At 69.3% G+C, this 18,201-nt stretch carries 17 protein-coding genes and 1 pseudogene; 8 read left to right on the plus strand and 10 right to left on the minus strand.

All coding sequences use genetic code 11. The features are described from left to right. The first annotated feature begins 330 nt into the window (after positions 1–330). Positions 331–651: an antibiotic biosynthesis monooxygenase family protein gene (locus tag GA0070216_RS16440; protein WP_091246605.1), complete on the plus strand. Its 321-nt coding sequence runs from the start codon at positions 331–333 to the stop codon at positions 649–651. A gap of 211 nt (positions 652–862) precedes the next feature. On the opposite strand, the gene GA0070216_RS16445 is transcribed toward GA0070216_RS16440, so the two are convergent. From GA0070216_RS16445 to GA0070216_RS16455, 3 genes are all read right to left on the minus strand, one after another. Beyond that, on the minus strand, positions 863–2,128 hold the full coding sequence (locus tag GA0070216_RS16445; protein WP_176738989.1) for a lanthionine synthetase LanC family protein: 1,266 nt from the start codon (positions 2,126–2,128) through the stop codon (positions 863–865). Positions 2,129–2,272: 144 nt separating this feature from the next. Continuing rightward, positions 2,273–3,121, minus strand: coding sequence for a class F sortase (locus tag GA0070216_RS16450; protein ID WP_091246608.1), 849 nt, complete (start codon positions 3,119–3,121; stop codon positions 2,273–2,275). A 2-nt stretch (positions 3,122–3,123) separates the two neighbouring features. After that, positions 3,124–3,750 (minus strand): hypothetical protein, encoded by a 627-nt coding sequence (locus tag GA0070216_RS16455; protein ID WP_176738990.1) that lies wholly within the window; start codon positions 3,748–3,750, stop codon positions 3,124–3,126. A 215-nt stretch (positions 3,751–3,965) separates the two neighbouring features. On the opposite strand from GA0070216_RS16455, the gene trmB reads away from it, so the two are divergent. Together trmB and GA0070216_RS16465 are read left to right on the plus strand one after the other, a co-directional pair. Continuing rightward, positions 3,966–4,595 (plus strand): tRNA (guanosine(46)-N7)-methyltransferase TrmB, encoded by a 630-nt coding sequence (trmB, locus tag GA0070216_RS16460; RefSeq protein ID WP_218108218.1) that lies wholly within the window; start codon positions 3,966–3,968, stop codon positions 4,593–4,595. Between the two features lie 216 nt (positions 4,596–4,811). Then, a complete protein-coding gene (locus GA0070216_RS16465; RefSeq protein ID WP_091246612.1) occupies positions 4,812–7,325 on the plus strand; it encodes a DEAD/DEAH box helicase in 2,514 nt (837 codons plus the stop codon). Here the strand turns inward: GA0070216_RS16465 and GA0070216_RS16470 are convergent. Then, a complete protein-coding gene (locus GA0070216_RS16470; RefSeq protein WP_141723109.1) occupies positions 7,246–8,310 on the minus strand; it encodes a hypothetical protein in 1,065 nt (354 codons plus the stop codon). The two genes, GA0070216_RS16465 and GA0070216_RS16470, sit on opposite strands and share 80 nt — an antisense overlap. Before the next feature lie 110 nt (positions 8,311–8,420). On the opposite strand from GA0070216_RS16470, the gene GA0070216_RS16475 reads away from it, so the two are divergent. Beyond that, positions 8,421–9,203, plus strand: coding sequence for a transposase family protein (locus GA0070216_RS16475; protein ID WP_091246616.1), 783 nt, complete (start codon positions 8,421–8,423; stop codon positions 9,201–9,203). Between the two features lie 146 nt (positions 9,204–9,349). Here GA0070216_RS16475 and GA0070216_RS16480 read toward each other — a convergent pair whose 3' ends face one another. The 5 genes from GA0070216_RS16480 to GA0070216_RS16500 all read right to left on the minus strand — a co-directional run bounded on the left by GA0070216_RS16480 (position 9,350) and on the right by GA0070216_RS16500 (position 13,617). Next, positions 9,350–10,372: an SIS domain-containing protein gene (locus GA0070216_RS16480; RefSeq protein WP_176738991.1), complete on the minus strand. Its 1,023-nt coding sequence runs from the start codon at positions 10,370–10,372 to the stop codon at positions 9,350–9,352. Then, positions 10,372–10,923: a GNAT family N-acetyltransferase gene (locus tag GA0070216_RS16485; RefSeq protein ID WP_176738992.1), complete on the minus strand. Its 552-nt coding sequence runs from the start codon at positions 10,921–10,923 to the stop codon at positions 10,372–10,374. Before GA0070216_RS16485 ends, GA0070216_RS16480 begins: the two co-directional genes overlap by 1 nt. Next, entirely contained in the window at positions 10,923–11,786 is an 864-nt protein-coding gene (locus tag GA0070216_RS16490; protein ID WP_245722537.1) for a diiron oxygenase, read from the minus strand. Before GA0070216_RS16490 ends, GA0070216_RS16485 begins: the two co-directional genes overlap by 1 nt. A gap of 209 nt (positions 11,787–11,995) precedes the next feature. Beyond that, positions 11,996–12,706 carry an O-methyltransferase gene (locus tag GA0070216_RS16495; protein ID WP_176738993.1) on the minus strand — a complete coding sequence of 237 codons (711 nt, stop codon included), beginning with the start codon at positions 12,704–12,706 and terminating at the stop codon, positions 11,996–11,998. Between the two features lie 293 nt (positions 12,707–12,999). Further along, positions 13,000–13,617 (minus strand): gamma-glutamylcyclotransferase family protein, encoded by a 618-nt coding sequence (locus GA0070216_RS16500; RefSeq protein WP_342670746.1) that lies wholly within the window; start codon positions 13,615–13,617, stop codon positions 13,000–13,002. A gap of 38 nt (positions 13,618–13,655) precedes the next feature. On the opposite strand from GA0070216_RS16500, the gene GA0070216_RS16505 reads away from it, so the two are divergent. Continuing rightward, a complete protein-coding gene (locus GA0070216_RS16505) occupies positions 13,656–14,924 on the plus strand; it encodes an MFS transporter (RefSeq protein WP_091246628.1) in 1,269 nt (422 codons plus the stop codon). Further along, positions 14,921–16,237 carry a circularly permuted type 2 ATP-grasp protein gene (locus GA0070216_RS16510; RefSeq protein ID WP_141723111.1) on the plus strand — a complete coding sequence of 439 codons (1,317 nt, stop codon included), beginning with the start codon at positions 14,921–14,923 and terminating at the stop codon, positions 16,235–16,237. The genes GA0070216_RS16505 and GA0070216_RS16510 overlap by 4 nt, the downstream gene beginning before the upstream one ends. A 417-nt stretch (positions 16,238–16,654) precedes the next feature. On the opposite strand, the pseudogene GA0070216_RS16515 reads toward GA0070216_RS16510, so the two are convergent. Continuing rightward, positions 16,655–16,843 (minus strand): annotated as a pseudogene (locus tag GA0070216_RS16515) (IS5/IS1182 family transposase); the annotation flags it as partial. Between the two features lie 35 nt (positions 16,844–16,878). On the opposite strand from GA0070216_RS16515, the gene GA0070216_RS16520 reads away from it, so the two are divergent. After that, positions 16,879–17,076 (plus strand): hypothetical protein, encoded by a 198-nt coding sequence (locus GA0070216_RS16520; RefSeq protein ID WP_091246632.1) that lies wholly within the window; start codon positions 16,879–16,881, stop codon positions 17,074–17,076. Positions 17,077–17,361: 285 nt separating this feature from the next. After that, positions 17,362–18,006, plus strand: coding sequence for a hypothetical protein (locus tag GA0070216_RS16525; protein ID WP_091246634.1), 645 nt, complete (start codon positions 17,362–17,364; stop codon positions 18,004–18,006). Positions 18,007–18,201: the final 195 nt, after the last annotated feature.

An 18,201-nucleotide genomic window follows, 5' to 3' on the forward strand; every position in this document is an offset into this window, starting at 1 on the left:
GGCGACCGACCACCTGACGCAACTCGACAGCGGTCGCCAGGCCGACCTGACCGACCGCTTCCTGACCTGGGCCCGTCCACCCGCCGACTGACCGTCCCGCGCTGGCCGCGCTGCTCCCCACCACTCTGCCGGCGGCTGCCCGCCCCCGCCCGCCACCCGCCCGCCACCCGGCCGGCGACCGGGCGACGCAGCCCGCACACCACGCACCGCCCCGGGTCCGCCCGCCGCATCCTGCACGGCAGCTCCGCGTCGCGCGGGCACCACCGACGGCGTACGGCCAGGCTGGCCGCCGGACGGCCCCGGCCGCAGGGGCGGGGCTAGGGTGGTGGGATGGCAGTCGTGAAGATCAACGCGATCGACGTCCCGCCCGGTGCCGGCGAGGAGTTGGAGAAGCGGTTCGCCGCGCGGGCCGGCGCGGTGGAGAACTCCCCGGGCTTCCTCGGCTTCGAGCTGCTGCGCCCGGTCGCCGGGGAGAGCCGCTACTTCGTCTACACCCGGTGGGAGACGGAGGAGGCGTACCAGGCGTGGGCCGCCGGGCCATCCCGGGCCGCGCACGCCGGTGGTGAGGGTGGCGAGCAGCGGCGACCGGTCGCCTCCGGCGCGACGCTGCTGGAGTTCGAGGTGGTCCAGCAGGTGACCGGCAAGGGCTGAACAGCGATGCCGTCGGGCCGCGCCGGGACTCCACCGGCACCGGCCCGACGGGGAGCCGGCACCGTCAACCCGACGGGAAACCGGCACTGTCAGCCCGACGGGGAGCCGGCGCCGTCAGCCCGACGGGGACCGTCCGACGACGTCGACCTGCCACGGCCGTACCGATCGACATGGCCGACGCTACCCGCAGGAGTAGACGGCCGGCGGACGGTCAGAGCCAGGGCAGGACGGGCGCGGTGGCGGGGGCGGCCAGCCGCGCGAGCCAGCCGGCGATGCCGGCGGCACCCTGCATGAAGCCGGGCTCCGGCGGCAGTTCCGGCGGGGTCCTGGCGTGCGCGGTGTTCGACCAGGTGCCGCCCGCCGGGGTGGACACGGTACGGGCGAGCACGTCCTCGGCGAGCGTGTTCGCCCAGGTGAGCAGCGCAGGGTCGGCGGCGTCCTGGAAGCGGTCGACCAGCACCTGCCCGACCCCGGCGGTGCCGCAGCAGCGGGCGAGATTGTCCCAGTACCCCGGGTACAGCCGTTGCGGGACACGGCTGTCGCGCAGCGCCCCCAGGCACTCCTCGACGGCCTGCCCCCAGCGGGGCTGCGGGTCGACGGCGTCGAGGAGAGCGAAGAGTCGCACCGTACCGGTCGGGCCGTGGCACCAGCCGAAGGTGACCGCCGGGCGGTCCGGGCGGGGCGGAACCAACAGCGGCAGCGCCCATCCGCCGGGGCGGCGGCCCAGGGCCAGCAGGCCGTCGGCGGCGCGGACGGCGATGTGGTGCAGATCGTCGCGATGCAGGGTGACGCCGGCGGTGGCGAGGACGTAGGCGACGCCGGCCGTACCGTGGGAGAAGCCGGGCATCAGGCGCTCGTCCCCCGCCCGCATCCGCCAGTGCGGCCCGTCGGGCTGTTCCTCGGCCAGCCCCACCAGCCCGTCGGCGAGGACGTGGGCCGCCTGCACCACCACGCTGTCGGAACCCTCGTCGAGGGCGTCGAGGAGGGCCAGCAGGATGCCCGCGTCGCCGGAGATGATGTCGGCACACCGGCCCGGGTCCACTGGTCGGTGCAGCAGCCGTTCGGCGATCCCTGCCGTCACCGACGCGGCGGTGTCGAGGGCGGCCCGGTCGCCGGAGACCCGGGCCCAGGCGCGCAACGCGACCGCCACCCCGGCCCAGCCGTCGAACAACCCGTCGTCGGGCATCGTCGAGGCGTCCGGCTCGTGCCGGGCAAGATGCACCAACCGGCCCCGGGCACCGGCCGCGACCCGGTCGAGCGCCGACCCCGCTGCGGTGGCGACGCCACCGTCCGTCGTGGTGACGGCAGGATGGCGGCCGGTGGCCATGGCCTCGGCACAGCCGAGCAGCACCCCGGCGGTCCCGGCATAGAGATCGTCGAAACGTTCGCCTGCCTCCTGCCACCCCAGACCACCGTCGGCGGGCACCGCCACCGACTCGATCCAACTGAACGCCTGCCGCACCACGTCCGCCGTCACCGCGCCGATCCTGCCACCGCCGCCCGACGGTGTCCCCGCAATATCGTGCGCGGCACGGGCCGCGTCGATCAGGGGGAACAGGGCCCGGCGCCTGCGGGCGCGGGGTCGGGGGGAACGGGGTCCGGCCGGCGCCTGCGGGTGGCGTCAGGGTGAGCGGGTTTCGGCCAGCGAGGCGAAGGCGACGACGTTGTCGGCGTAGCCGGTACGCCCGCCGGTCCACTGGCCGCCGCAGGTGATCAACCGCAGGGCGGGTGCTCCGCTGTCGCCGTAGACCCGGTCGGCGGGTAGGGCCGACTTGTCGAAGAACTCCACCGAGTCGACCCGGAACACCACCACCCGGCGGTCGTCCCGGGTCACCTCGATCCGATCGCCGGGCTTGAGCTTGCGCAGGTCGTAGAAGACCGACGGCCCGTCCTTCGAGTCGACGTGGCCGACGATGATCGCCCGGCCCGGCTCACCGGGGGTCGGGCCCCGGTCGTACCAGCCGGTCTCGTGGTGCCGGTCCAGCGGTGGGACGTCGATCGACCCGTCCCGGGCCTGACCGACCGGGGCCACCGGGGCGGCCACCCTGATCGCCGGGACGGTGAGCCGGACCGGTCGGCTGGCCGGCAGGCTGCCTGGTGGGGGGCTCGTTCGGGCATCGGCCGCCGGACGCTGCGGCGGCGTGTCGGTCCAGTCCAGTGGCCCGACCGTGCGCCCCAGCCCGGCACCGGTGGCGAAGACCCCGAGCAGCACCAGCAGCACGGCCAGCGGCACCGACCAGGGACCACGCGTCGGCCCCGCACCCGACGGGGCCACGGTCGACCCCGCACCCGACGGGGCCACGCCCGCTGGCGACGGCGCACCGGCCGGGCCACCGTACGGCGGTACCGGCGTGGCGGGGGGCGTGGTGACGGGCGGCGGCGGGGTGGGGTGGAAGATCTGCAGGCCGGAGGTGGGCGGCTGCGGGGTCGGGCCGTTACGGGGACCTGAGGGGACCGGCGGTGGGGGCATGGTCAGCTCCCGGCGACGCCACGCGGCCGACGGGCCGCCACGATCCCGACGACGGCCCCGGCGATGGTCAGTGCCAGCCCGCCGGGCACCAGCAGCCCACCGGGCAGCCCGCCGCCGGTCGCACCACCGAAGCCGGTGTGCGGCCCGGGGCTCGGCTTCACCTTCTTGACCACCTGGAGCGCCGTCGAGGCGGTCGCCCCGTCCGGGCATTCCAGCTTGATCCGGTAGTTGCCCGGCCGGACCCGGTCCTTGACCATCGGGGCGGCGGTGAGCAGCCCGTGCTGCGGCTGCACCTGGACCCGGCCGAAGGCGTCGGAGACGACGGTCGCCGGGATCGAGTTGTCGTGGCAGCTCGCCTCGATGCCGACCAGGTAACCCGGCTCGACGGTGCCCGGGGTCACCTCGACGAAGAGCACGCCGGGCGGCGGCTGCGGGTCCCCACCCTGGTCCGGCGCGGGCTGACCGGGCGCGGGAACCGCAGCGGCGACCGGCACCGCAACCACCGGCACGGCGACCAACGGAGCAGCCGCCGAAGGAGCGGCGGACAGCGGGGCGGCGTGCCACAGCGCGGGGACGAGGGCACCGACGGCGACCGCCAGCGCGGTGCGGTGCAGCGCGATCGACACCATTCCCCCTTCCGGCGCCCCCGGGCAGCGCCGGACCGACCCGGACGCCGACCTGCCGTACGGGATGAATCGTCTCACCCTCCGCCCGACGGCACCTCCGATACGGCGGAACCGTCGCGTACGCTCGGGTCGCTGTGACCTCCATCGACCCGAACCCCGCCGTCCCGGTGGCCCCGCCGGCCACCGGGATCCGCACCTTCCATCCCCGTCGGGGTCGGATGAGCAGTCGGCAGACCGACGCGCTGACCCGACTCTGGCCGGCGTACGGGATCGGGATCGCCGACCTCGACGGGCCGGTCGATCCGGCCGGGTTCTTCGGCCGCAGGGCCCCGGTGGTGCTGGAGATCGGCTCCGGGATGGGTGACGCCACCGCGGCGATGGCCGCCGCCGACCCGGACCGCGACTACCTGGCGGTCGAGGTGCACACCCCGGGCATCGCCCACCTGCTCGACCTGGTGCAGCGCCACGGTCTGCGCAACGTCCGGATCGCCGAGGGCGACGCGCTGGACCTGGTCCGGGCCATGCCGCCGGGCTGCCTGGACGCGGTGCACGTGTTCTTTCCCGACCCGTGGCCCAAGTTGCGGCACCACAAGCGGCGGATCATCCAGCCGGCGCACGTGGCGCTGCTGCGCTCCCGGCTGACCGGCGGCGGGACCCTGCACTGCGCCACCGACTGGGCCGAGTACGCCGGGTCGATGCGCTCGACCCTCACCGCCGACCCCGAGCTGGACGACGTGTACGCAGGCTATGCGCCCCGCCCCGACCACCGCCCGGTGACCAAGTTCGAACGCCGGGCGCTGACCGCCGGCCGCCCCGTCTTCGACCTGATCCACCGCCGCCGCCCCTGACCGACGAGGTCTCCGCGATCGGTGCGATACCGCCCGGCCGGCGGTGTCCGTCCGCTGGCGATGCCGCAGCTCAGCGATCCCGCGACTTCGACCCGCCCCCGACCTGGGCGAGGCCGGCCGGACCACGACAGGCGGGGGCGGGTCAGGCCGCAGCGGCCGGGGGCGGGGTGGCCCGGCTGGCGTGCGGGGTGGTGGTGCGGGCACGATGGGGGCGCTATGACGCTGACTGCCGCGCTGCCTCGAAGCGCCGACCCCGACACCCTCTTCGACGCGTTCGCCGGCTGGGCGTCCGAGCGGGGGCTGGACCTCTATCCGCACCAGGAGGAGGCGGTCATCGAGATCGTCTCCGGCGCGAACGTGATCATGAATACGCCGACCGGTTCGGGCAAGAGCCTGGTCGCGATCGCGGCGCACTTCACCGCCCTGGCCGACAACCGGACGAGCTTCTACACCGCCCCGATCAAGGCCCTGGTGTCGGAGAAGTTCTTCGCGCTCTGCGAGGTGTTCGGCGCGGAGAACGTCGGCATGCTCACCGGCGACGCCAGCGTCAATGCCGACGCCCCGATCATCTGCTGCACCGCCGAGATCCTGGCCAACCTGGCGTTGCGCGAGGGGGCGCGGGCCGACGTCGGCCAGGTGGTGATGGACGAGTTCCACTTCTATGCCGAGCCGGACCGGGGCTGGGCCTGGCAGGTGCCGATCATCGAGCTGCCGCAGGCGCAGTTCGTGCTGATGTCGGCCACCCTGGGGGACACCACCCGGTTCGTCGACGACCTGACCCGGCGCACCGGGCGGTCGACCGCCGTCGTCCGGTCGGCCGAGCGGCCGGTCCCGCTGATCTTCTCGTACGCGATGACGCCGCTGCACGAGACGCTCGAAGAGTTGCTGGAGACCAAGCAGGCCCCGGTGTACGTCGTGCACTTCACCCAGGTCGCCGCGCTGGAACGCGCCCAGGCGCTGATGAGCGTCAACGTCTGCACCCGGGCCGAGAAGGACATGATCGCCGCCGCGATCGGCAACTTCCGGTTCACCTCCGGCTTCGGCAAGACGCTGTCCCGGCTGGTGCGCCACGGCATCGGCGTGCACCACGCCGGCATGCTGCCCAAGTACCGCCGGCTCGTGGAGACCCTGGCCCAGGCCGGCCTGCTGAAGGTCATCTGCGGCACCGACACGTTGGGCGTGGGCATCAACGTGCCGATCCGCACCGTGCTGTTCACCGGCCTGAGCAAGTACGACGGGGTGCGTACCCGGCTGCTCAAGGCCCGCGAGTTCCACCAGATCGCCGGCCGGGCCGGGCGGGCCGGCTTCGACACCCTCGGGCGGGTGGTGGTGCAGGCCCCCGAGCACGTCATCGACAACGAGAAGGCCCTGGCCAAGGCCGGTGACGACCCCAAGAAGCGGCGCAAGGTGGTCAAGAAGAAGCCGCCGGAGGGCTCGATCGGCTGGGGCGAGCCGACCTTCCAACGCCTGGTCGACGCCGAGCCGGAGCCGCTCACCTCCAGCTTCCAGGTCAGCCACTCGATGCTGCTCAACGTGATCGGTCGGCCGGGCGACGCGTTCACCTCGATGCGGCACCTGCTCACCGACAACCACGAGGACGCCGCCGCCCGGCGTCGGCACATCCGCCGGGCCGTGGCCATCTACCGGGCGTTGCGCGCCGGTGGGGTGGTCGAGCAGCTCGACGAGCCCGACGAGACCGGCCGACGGGTCCGGCTCACCGTCGACCTCCAGCTCGACTTCGCGCTCAACCAGCCGCTGTCGCCGCTGGCCCTGGCCGCCATCGAGCTGCTCGACGCCGAGTCCCCGTCGTACGCCCTGGACGTGTTGAGCGTGATCGAGTCGATCCTCGACGACCCGCGCCAGGTGCTGTCCGCGCAGCAGTTCAAGGCGCGCGGCGAGGCGGTCGCCGCGATGAAGGCCGACGGCATCGAGTACGAGGCCCGCATGGAGCTGCTCGACGAGGTGACCTGGCCCAAGCCGCTGGCCGAGCTGCTGCACGCCGCGTACGAGATGTACCGGCAGGGGCACCCCTGGGTCGCCGACCACCAGCTCTCCCCCAAGTCCGTCGTCCGGGACATGTACGAACGCGCGATGACCTTCGGCGAGTTCGTGCAGTTCTACGGGCTGACCCGGTCCGAGGGGCTGGTGCTGCGCTACCTCGCCGACGCCTACAAGACGCTGCGGCAGACCGTCCCGGAGGACGCCAAGACCGAGGAGCTGATCGACCTCATCGAGTGGCTGGGCGAGCTGGTCCGCCAGGTCGACTCCAGCCTGATCGACGAGTGGGAGCGGCTGCGCAACCCCTCCGACGTCGCCGACGCCGCCCTGGCCCACGCGTCGCTGGAGGAGCGGGTGCCGGCAGTCACCCGCAACGCCCGCGCCTTCCGGGTGCTGGTCCGCAACGCGCTGTTCCGTCGGGTCGAGCTGGCCGCCCTGCGCCGCTGGTGGGATCTCGGCGAGCTGGACGGCGCGACCGGGTGGGACGCCGACGCCTGGGCGGAGGCGCTGGAGCCGTACTTCGAGGCGTACGACGGGATCGGGGTGGGGCCGGACGCCCGAGGGCCGGCGCTGCTCATGATCGAGCAGGGGCGGGAGAAGTGGACCGTCCGGCAGATCCTGGACGACCCGGAGGGCGACCACGACTGGGGGATCAGCGCCGAGGTCGACCTGGCCGCCTCGGACGAAGCGGGGGCCGCCGTGGTCCGGGTGACGGACGTCGGGCAGCTCTAGCTGTACTGACCCGAGAGGTTGGGGACGTGGCTGGCGGGTCCGGGTCCAGTTCCGCCCCGCCCTGTCCGGTCGGCCTCAGCGCACTGTCGTGCTCCCGGATTCCGGCCACCGGACGCCACAGGTCGTGGCGGTACTTCTCGGTCCAGCAGAGAATCCCGCCGCCCGCCATCGCGGTGTTGACCAGTGCGAACAGCCTGGCGTTGGCGGCCGGGTCGTTGCTCCGCGCCCGGGCGACCCGCCGGACGATCTGGTTGAACAGCCGTGGTGGCGTACCGAGGCCCTTGGCACCGTCGTAGGCCCAGAACAGCCCGATGCCGGTTTCGGTGGGCGTCCGCTGCGGGAACCGGTCGGGCAGCGTACCGGTGAGGTGCGCAGCGATGCCCTTGCCGCGGATCTGCCGCAGGGCCCGCCGGTAGGCCCGGTCGCCGGGACGCGGCGGGCCGTCGAGACGGTGGCGGACGCTGACCGCGAAGCAGGGCTGAGCGGGCACGTGGAAGGGCGCGTAGAAACCTGCCCGGGGTTGTCCGGGTCCTCCCGGTGGTGTTCCGGGGCGAGCGAGGGCACGTAGCCCTCGTCGCCGTGACCAGGGTCGCCCCGGCGCCAGCGCCAGCAGTTCCCCGGCCACCCGCCGCCCGTAGTCGTGGCTCTCGGCGGCGTGTTTGCCGTCGACCAGCCCGGCCGCGAGGTGCCGTGCCGCGAAGTGGTCCCGCTGCGCCGGGTAGAGCGCGCTCAGCGTCGCCCGGGCCGCGCCCGCGACGGCGGCGGCCACGTCGCCCCCGGTCGGCGGCATCGGCGGCCGGCTGCCGAGGTACGGCTCCTGCCCGCCGGCGATGCCGAAGAACGCGTCGTGCATGGCGAGGTGGGTGATGGCCAGCGCCCGCGAACTGCCGAGCGGGCCCCGCGTCCCCGCCTCGGTCGGATCACCCGTCGTGTGGGTGACCCGGTCCGCTTCCAGAGCGACCTCGTTCCAGTGAGCCTTTTCCAAGCTGATCTTGCAGCTCAGGGTGGGTGTGGCGGGCCGGTGGTCGGTGGGTGCGAGGCTCCAGGTAGGACAGCTGTCGACCAAGACCCGAAGCCCCGACCGGGAGCCTCGCCATGCTGTCGTACCCTGCCACGATCCCGTTGTCCAGCCGGACCCTCCACCACCTCGCCGACCGCATCCGCGCTCACCGCCAGCAGCGCCGATCTCGATGGCGTCGTCTGAACCCCGGCCGCCAGGCCTTGCTCGTGCTGGCCCATCTGCGTAATGGCGACACCTACACGCACCTCGCGGCCGGCTTCGAGATCGGCGTGGCCACCGCCCGGCGCTACGTCCAAGAGGCAACAACCCTGATCAGCGCCACTGCCAAGGACCTGAACACCGCCATGCGGCGCATCCGGCTCCTGGCCTACGCGATCCTGGACGGCACCCTCATCCCGATCGACCGCGTCGCCGACCAGGAGCCCTACTACTCCGGCAAACACAGACGCCACGGCGTGAACGTCCAGGTCATCGCCGACGCCGCCGGTCGACTCGTCGGGGCCTCCGCCACGCTGCCGGGAGCCACGCACGACCTGACCGCCGCCCGCGCCCACGGCATCATCGACGCTCTGACCAGCTCGAACGTGATGACCTTCGCGGACAAGGGCTACCAAGGCGCCCACGGCAGCGTGCGCACCCCGTTCGAACGGCGCCGCTTCCGGCCGAAGCTGTCACGCCGGCAGAAGGCCGTGAACCGGGCGCACGCAAAGATCCGCGCCCGTGGCGAACGCACGATCGCCACCCTCAAGACCTGGAAGATCCTGGTCAAGCTGCGCTGCTGCCCCCGCCGCGCGACCACGACCGTGCAGGCCATCCTCGTCCTGCACCGCGTCGAAGCAGACCGCTACGCACGATGAGAAAGGCGCAGTGTCGGGCAGCGCGCGGACCGGCTCGGCATAGTTGCCACGTTGGTAGAGGCTGTCGATGCGGGCTACCCGCTGACGGACTCCGAAAGCTCGGTGGTCAGGTCGAACCGCCTCGTCACCGCTACGCTGGCCGATCCCTACAGCGGAACGGCCTTGATGGCGCTGCCCCAGGGCTCGGTTTCGACGTGAGTCAGATCTGGGTTGGCACCCAACTCGGCTGCCGCAGCACTCACCAGACGTTGGAAGGGCAGAACCGAGACCAGCGGACGCAGCAGCGGGTGCGTCTCGGCGAACCCGAGATCAGCCGTGGGTGAGGTGCTGACTGTCAGCACCGGCGCGCTTAACGTCCGCAGCAGCGTACACAGATCATCGCTGCGCCCACCGTCATCTGCCTCCGCAACCAGCACGAAAGCGCTGACCTCGGCAGAGAACACGGCGGGCGTGCCGTGCAGGGCGAACTCGGTGTGCATCCCCTCGGCCCACCGGTATGTGCCCTCTTTGATTTTGAGCGCTGCCTCGGCGGCGGTGATCGCGTCCAGCCCGGTGCCGGTGACAATTGTCGGCAATCCACGGACAACGGCGTCAACGGCGATCTTTGGCAGCGGCAGGGCCAGTGTGTCCCGCATCGCCTGCGGGATCTGGCGCAGCGCTGTGGACAGTTCCTCGCCACAGGACGCGCCGCTGCCGCTGAGCGAGGCCGCGACGATTCGGGCAAGCACGACCAGCGCGGACGTGTAGGAAATGGTGTGAGTGCTGGCGCGTTCCTGCGGGCAGGTGCGAATCACTACATCGGCGTCCGGTTCGGTGGACCCTTGTCCGGTGACGGTGATGGTGCGGGCACCAGCCTTGCGGGCGGCGGCGAGCACCGCGTTGGGATAGCGCTTCGTCCCTCGGTGGCTGACTACGACGACCTGATCCTCCGGGCGCAGCGACTCGCGCAGCGCCACGTCGTGCGCGTCCAAAGCAGCCGGTCGGACCTGGCCCTGGCTCAGCAGCCGAAGCCAGGTCGCCGCGATGCGACACGCGTGCAGCGAGGTCCCGATGCCGCTGAAGACGATCGGACGGTTCAGATCCAACGCCGGAATGCCGTCCTGGTCCAGCAACGTCGCAACCACGTCGGGTTGCTCGGCGACGTGTTGGTCGAAAACGTAGCCGCTCATCATGTGCTCCTCTCCGTCGCCGGCAGATCGTGATCTTGATCGTACCGGGCCAGGTTCTCGGCAAAGACGTGTTGGTACACCTCGAGGTTGACCAGTCTGCCGAGCTTGAATCCGATATGACACAGTATGCCGGAGGACTTGTAACCGGCGGCGGTTACCATCCGGATCGATGCGATGTTGGTGTCAGTGATGAAGCACATGACGGTGCTGTAGCCCTCGTCGCGGGCCAGCCCGGTCAACGCCGCGCACAGGCTGGTGCCCACGCCGCGTCCTTGGTCGCCCGGTGCGACGTAGATGGATATCTCGGTGCTGGCGAAATAGCCACCTCGGGTGGCGAAAGGGCTCAGTGTGCCGTAGCCGAGCACTCGACTGTCCCGTTCGACCAGCAGCGCGGCGTTGCGGCCCTGGTGCGCGGCGAGCCAGTCGAGCATCTGGGCAGGACTCTTCTCCTCAGTGTCCAAGGTGGCATCCGTATGAATGACAGCGTGGTTGTAGATGGCGCGCACCTGTTCCAGGTCGCCGGCCGTCACTGGGCGTACGAACTGACTCACTATCGCCCTTCCTCCAGTAGACCGAGCTCGGCGAAGCGGTTACAGGCGGCTTGGTCTTCCAGCACGCCGACCGCGGCGAAGTAGCGCATCGTCTGGCGCGAGGTGTCTCGAGCGTAGGCATTGACGGTGCCATCGTCGTACACCTCGGCGAGAATCTGTTCGATCTGGTCACGGTTGAACCCGTACCCGGCGAGTTCACACCGGATCGCCGGCAGGTCGGGACGCAGAAAGGCGAGCAGCAGGTCGGGCAAAAGCCGGGCCATGGCGCGTCGCTGACCGCTGTCCATCTCGTACCACAAGAACTTCAGGAAAGCGGCGAAATACGCGTGATGCCGACGTTCGTCAGCGGCATGGTCTCGTATCGACCGGCGTACTGCGGTGTCGACCCGCGGGTCATCGGGCACCTCGGCGAGCGTCGCGGAGATCAGCGTTTCAGAACATACGACGAACAGCAGCTCCACCAGCGCACGCAACTGCGGCTCGACCGACTCCTGCAGGCGACGCAACTGGGTGAGGAAGTACGGTCGTTCGTCGAGCTGAGGCGGTAGTCCAGTGCGGGCGTGCACTTGGCGGATGAGATCGGCTGAGAACAGAGCGTGGTACGCCTCATCGCAGTAGATCTTGTATGCGTCGAAGACCATCTCATCTGGCAGATGGAGGTCGACGCCGCCGTTGGCGATCGCCAGGACCGTCTTGTTGACGACGAGCAGTTCCAGCTTCGTGGTGAAGTCAAGGTAGCGGTACAGGTGCTGGGTGAGGATCTGTTCGAAAAGGGCTGGCGGCAACGCGCGGACCATGTCGTGCCGGGTCAACGCGACAAGTTCCGGCGGGAACATGTGTGCGCCGCCGGCCTCGTCAAGCATCCGGCGCGGCGATCGGCGGACGCTGGATTTCTCGAACCAAGATCCGAATGCGCTACGGTAGGGGGGCGAATCCCCTACGATCCGGTGATCGCTCGCGCCATCGCCTGCTGCTCGGGTGGCCTCTGACACATCGGTTGCCTGCGACGCGCGGGCCGTGAGCAGGGCCGACCTCGGGCACTCGGTTGTCGCTAAGCAGCCGACGAACAGGCCTACCACCCCGCACACGGCGACCCAAGCTTCCGGTACACGCCGGTCCCTTCCGAGCTGGGGTAGACGCGGTGGACGTTGTAGTGCTCGGTCAGGTGCGTCATCCATTTACCGAACTGCGCCCGGTTGTGCTCGATTCGGCCCGCGAAGTAGGCATTCGCGGTTAGATTCTGCAGCAGGACGTTGTGTGCCACCAGGAGTGCGTTGGGAAGCAGAGCCGGCGTCACTGCCTGCGTAATCGGGAAGTAGATCGCCTTGTCCAACAGGTCTGGGACCGGTCCTTCCTTGGGGCCTTCGGCATCCAGTACGCACAGGTCCACGTCCCGTAACTGGTGTTGGGCGAAATCGATGGCGTCGGCCACCACAAAGTCGACTGAGTCGGCGAAGCCGAGCGCGGCCATGTTGCTTCGTGCCGTCGCCATCGCGTCGGCATCGACATCTACCAGGGTCATCCGGCCACCGCTGGCCAGCACGGCAGGAGCTGCCCAGATCGCCCAGTACCCGTAGTAGGAGCCGAGGAAAACAGCGTTGCGCGGTCGTACCTGGTGCGCGAGGGCAAACAGCAGTCTGGCTTCTTCTGGGAAGATGAACGTCGTACGCCCGGCGTGCTCGAACCGGTCGACCACCAGGTTTGCCAGCCGCTCGAATTCGGGCCGTGGATAGCGCGCCTCCGGTACGAGGCCGGCGTCGGCGAGATCGGCGAGTACGTCCATGACAAAGCTGTGATCATCAGCTGGGAAGCGGGTAGACAGATGCTGCATGTCATCGTCGAGGCCGGTGGCACTGAGCGTGTCACGTTGGCTGGCGACCCAGGCGCAGTACCCGTCTCGGGTCAGTAGCCCAGCTCGCCACGCACGGTACTCAGGAAAGCGCCGAAGTGTGCGGTCGATGAGGGCGAAGGCCGTACCACTGCTCGTGGTTGGCGAAGACACAGCCGCCTCCAGGGGGTGAGGTGGTTATACAGGGCACGATGCGGTTGCGGCGTAGGCCGGCATTTTGGCGCTGGTCAATTCAGATCCCCCGGCCGATAGGCCGGCACGTTGGCGCTGGTCAATTCAGATCCCCCGGTCGATTGGCCAGCGCTCCGGCTAGGCGAGCCACTGACGGTCCCGAAGCGCCTGACCAGATCCTCGCGGCTGTCACCGGAGTCGTAGCGCGCCCGCCACGCGGTACAGCGATCCTGGTACGCGGCAAGCTCGTGACGAGCGAAATGGGCGCGGTCCCAGTCGGAGGTCGCTACCTGCCAATGGTGCTTTGTGTCGTCGTAGCGGTACGTCCAGCTAGACCCGAGCGCGCACAGCTCGATCGCCGCGAGGTCGTACCCGGGCCCTTCAAAGGCGTTCATGATTCGCCATTCATCGTCGCTTAGACCGACGATTCGTGCTCCCCACGTAGCGCCGGGCGCCGGCATCAGTGCCGGAAACGGCCGATCGAGCAGCGCTGCGGCCCGCCACCCGTGGGCATGTGCCAGCCGGGAGGTCGGAACCCTGCCAAGGACGGCTGTCAACACCTGGGGGAAAGTTAAGCTGCCATACACGAAGAGGGAATCTGGTGCCACTACGAGCCGCCCCAGACCGTTAGGCGCGTCATGAATCCACTGTGGCAGCTCGAGCAGTAACGACACAGCATTCCATTGATGGCTGTGACTAAGGTCACACTCAGTTGTCAGATGACTACACAGATGTGAGCCTCAGCGGTGTGTCGGTTTCCTCCACAAACAGCGACTTCCGGCTGCTCTGGATTGGGCAGACATCCAGCGTTGTTGCTGGGCAAATCGGTGACGTGTCGGTCCGCCTGTTGGCCGCTACCACCCTCGCCGTCACCCCCTTTCATCTAGGTTTGCTAGCGGCTGCCCAGACGGTGGGATTTCTCCTGGTCGCTCTTCCCGCTGGCGTCCTCGCCGACCGAGTGTCCAAACGTCCACTGCTGATTGGCTGCGACCTGGTTCGTGCCGGATCGTTGCTCGCCGTGCCGGTGCTCTGGTGGCTTGACTGGCTCACGTTCACCCAGTTGCTGATAATCACTCTCGCCGCTGGGCTGTCCCAGGTGATCTTCGATGTGACCTACCAGTCGTATGTACCGATGCTTGTCGGTCGCGCAGGACTGGTCGTCACCAATGGGCGACTGGAGTCGAGTCGATCGGCGGCCGTTGCGGGCGGACCGGCTTTGGGGGGGATGCTAACTCAACTCGCCACTGCGGTCGGCGCAATCGGAGTCTCGGCGGTAGGTTACCTGGGATCCGCTGCAATGCTGTGGCGGATCCGTACATCTGAGCCGCCCATTCCGAAGCAGGGCAGGCGTAGTATCGCCGCGGATGTCATCGAAGGTCTACGGTTTGTCATGGCCAATCCGCTTCTGCGGGTTACCACAGCAGCCGCTGCTATCTTCAATTTCTGTTACGGGATGATGCAGCCGCTGGTGATCCTGTTGTTGGTTAGGCAACTTGGGCTGCCGGACTGGATGGTAGGCATCCTCCTCGCGCTGGCCGGGGTGGGCGGCATCCTGGGAGCTCTGGTCGCCGGTCCGGTGGCCGGTGCGCTCGGGAGGGCACGCGTGATCTGGCTGGCGGAGCTGGTGTGCGTGCCCTCTTTCCTGCTCCTGCCGGCTGCCGGCGCAGGCCTGCAAATGGTTCTGTTCGCTGCCGGATACATGCTGCTGCATGTGGCTCTGTCCGTGTTCAACGTCGCGAACCTCAGCTTCCGGCAGGCAATCTGCCCGGACCGTCTGCTGGGCCGGATGAACGCCAGCGTTCGGTTCCTGATGTGGGGGGCGCTTCCGCTGGGTGCGTTGGTTGGCGGCCTTGCGGGCGAGCATTTGAGCGCACGAGGAGGGCTGGTCGTGGCCGGCCTCGGAGTGTTCCTAGCCGTCGCTGTACTACTGGCGTCGCCGCTGCGCAGCATGCGCGACCTGCCAATGGAGGCACAATCATGAATCTGGTGACCGATCACTATCTGCGCGAGAGCAGCGCGGAAGGCTCCGGGCTAATAAGTGCACTGCGTGATGCTCCGCTGCCAGCGTCGTATCGCACGTGTTGGGGGTCCCGCATGTTGCCCCGCCCGCTGTTCGTCGCGCAGCAGGAGATCGATTCTGTCGCCGCCGACATCTGCACTGTCTTCGACTTGCTCACCTCGCTGCCGGATCGGTTGTACGACGGGGATGTGATCAGGTACTGCGCAGCGCTCGGTATCGACCAACGTCGGTCAACTCTACTGCGGTCGTTTTCTCGCCAACCGATCACCCGATATGGCCGGGTCGACCTTTACCACGACGGTGGATCATTCCGGATCCTGGAGATGAATGTCGCCAGCGATCTGGGGGGGATTGACCGCTCTGTACTAAACTCGGCATTGCTTGCGCTGCCGGATTTCAGCCGGTTCGCCGAGACGCACCGGCTGTCGTTCGTTCATACCGGAGAGCATGTGAACCGGGCATTGCAAAATGCCGCACCTTGTTCGGATCCAGCTGTTGCGATGATCTGCGCGAACGGCGAGTTGGCCCGCTACCGGCACTTGCTGGATTCGAGCGCGGACATGCTACGCAGCCTGGGGACGCCGGTGTTCCTGGGTGAGCTCGGTGACGTACGTGTCCGCGGCGGCCGACTCTATCTGCACGGTAGCCGAGTGGATGTGGTATTGCGCTACTTCACCATCGACCACGCCGTTGACGACGAGGATGTCATCGCATCGATTCTCGACGCACACGACAGCGGCAATGTGACATTGTGGACCACGATGGACAGCTCGCTCTACTCGAACAAAGGTGCCCTCAGCATACTCTCCGATCCCGGGCTTGGAATCTGTACCGCCGCCGAGCGCCGGATGCTGGATCGGATCTTGCCGTGGACTCGTCTGCTGACTCCGGAACTCGTCGGCCGCTGCCTGACCGAACGTGAGCATATGATCCTCAAGCCGCGCCGTGACTTCGGCGGTGCCGGGATTCACGCGGGATGGGAGCACTCCGACCAGCGGTGGCGGTCTCTCGTGCAGTCGTGCGTGGGTCAGGGCTACATCGCGCAGCGCCGAGTGGTCCCAGTTGCCGAGCGGATCTCCGACCCGGACACCGGGACCACGCAGGAGTGGATCGCAACCTGGGGGGTGTTTGTTACTCCGCTGGGATACGCCGGCACCGATATCCGGGCCGCCCCGGCCAGTGCCGGTGCCGTCGTCAACTACGGAGGAAACCCAGCGACTCGGGTTACCGGTGTCTTCACCTACCCTGCGGACCTCGCTGCGCCTGATCCCTGATGCTGCGTATTCAGCTGTCAACGTCGGGAAGTTGCGCGAGTACCTCCGACGGCCGACGAGTTCTCCGACCCGCAGCCCGGTCTAGAGCAGCAGGGAGGCGTTCGCCATGTCGGGCGGTTTGGGGCTGGTACCGGCGTCGGCCGCCCCGAGCAGCGCGTCGGCCTGCTCGCGCCCGCGCCTGCGGATCTCCGCGCCACGCTCCTGACTGGCGGCTGCGCCACAACAGCGGACCCGTCCGGCAGGGAAGCAGGGGTCCCTGGGTGGCGGGCCTCGTGTTGATCGCGCGGTGCTCCGATGGTGCTCGGATGTTCGGCACCGGACGAGCACGAATACAAACCTTGCCGTACGGCGCGACCAGCACCGCCTGCCGCCGCGCCGGAGCTGACGAGCCGGAGTATTGCCGGGCCACACCCGGCGCGCCCGGTTCACGGCCTTCTGCCGGCGTGACAGCTTCGGCCGGAAGCGGCGCCGTTCGAACGGGGTGCGCACGCTGCCGTGGGCGCCTTGGTAGCCCTTGTCCGCGAAGGTCATCACGATCGAGCTGGTCAGAGCGTCGATGATGCCGTGGGCGCGGGCGGCGGTCAGGTCGTGCGTGGCTCCCGGCAGCGTTCCTCCTACCGGTCGGCAGCCTGTTCACCGCAATGGCCGGCAGCCCGCCGGTCAACAGCGCCGACCAGGACACCATCGGAGCGCTGATCGCGGTGGTGGTCGGCCTGGTCGTGGCTCGGCTGCTGCGGCCGCTGGTGTTGGACCCGGCGCCGGGACTGCCGGTGTCGGGCGCCACAGCACCGGCCGGTCAAGACGAGCCGCCGTTCTGGCGGGCCTTCCAGGGCTCCTGAGCAGCGCGGACACGGCCGCTGTCCGGTCCAGCTGAAGATCTCGGTCGGCTGGTCGCTGGCCAGCGCCCCGAAAAGTAGGTCTGGACGGTCACCGCGGAGTCCGTCCAGACCTGCATCGCGTATGCCACAAACGGACCGTTCTACGTCAACCCCCGCCAGGTGGATCTGGACACCGCAAGGCTCGACTGGACGGGACGAGAGGAACCTCCTCCAGACCCTGGGAGATGTCACACCCGTCGATTAGAATGTATGTACTAATCGAGTTCCTGACCTGGGAGGACGCTCGTGACCGCGCCCGTCAACGCCCCCCTCACGCCGTACGCCACCCTCCTCGGCTTCACCCGGTACGTCGACCGCACCGGGCCCACCAAGGCAAGCTTCGTCGGCGGGCTGCGCAAGCAGCGAGCCAGCCGGCACGGCTTCAACCCGCACGGCCAGTTCGTCAAGGCGCTCAAGGCCGACATCGCCTTCCACACCGGCGGCACCCACCTGGCCGGCGTGGCCGACGTGGTCAAGCCGCGCTGGCGTCCGCTCTACCAGGCGCTGGTGCCCGGCGCGACGGCCTGGCTGGAGTCGCTGGGCGAGCCGGCCGGCATCGACCTGGCGCAGACCCGCGACGCCCTCGCGATGCTCGGCGACCTACCCGTCAAGATCAACCCCCACTTCGGCATCCGGTACGCCGACGGTCACGCCGAGGCGGTCCGGCTGCACTTCGACGAGGCCCCGCCGAGCGAGGAGGCGGCCCTGGCCACCCTGCACCTGATGGCCCGACACATGGATGCGGTGCTGCCGCACGCCGAGCCGGTCCTGGTCGACGTCCGGCGGGGCGTGGCGCACCGGACGCCCGAGCACGTCAGGTCGGCTCAGGTCGAGCAGTGGCTGGCCGGTGAGGCCGCCGCCTTCCGCGCCATCTGGTCCACCGCCGCCTGACCCAGCTCGGGGAGCACCGCTTTATTAATTGACGTGAGTAATTGTCGATGACAGATCGGGCGGCAGCGCCGCCGTCCGATCTGTCCGTCGTTGCAGACTTCCCCAAAGACGGCTCCGATCGTCTGCCGAGGCGACCCGGCCCGTAGAGTGTTGCGGAAATCAGTTCCATCTATATCGATGCATAATGGCGCAGGG

This window comes from Micromonospora matsumotoense (genome assembly GCF_900091525.1).
Lineage (GTDB): Bacteria > Actinomycetota > Actinomycetes > Mycobacteriales > Micromonosporaceae > Micromonospora > Micromonospora matsumotoensis.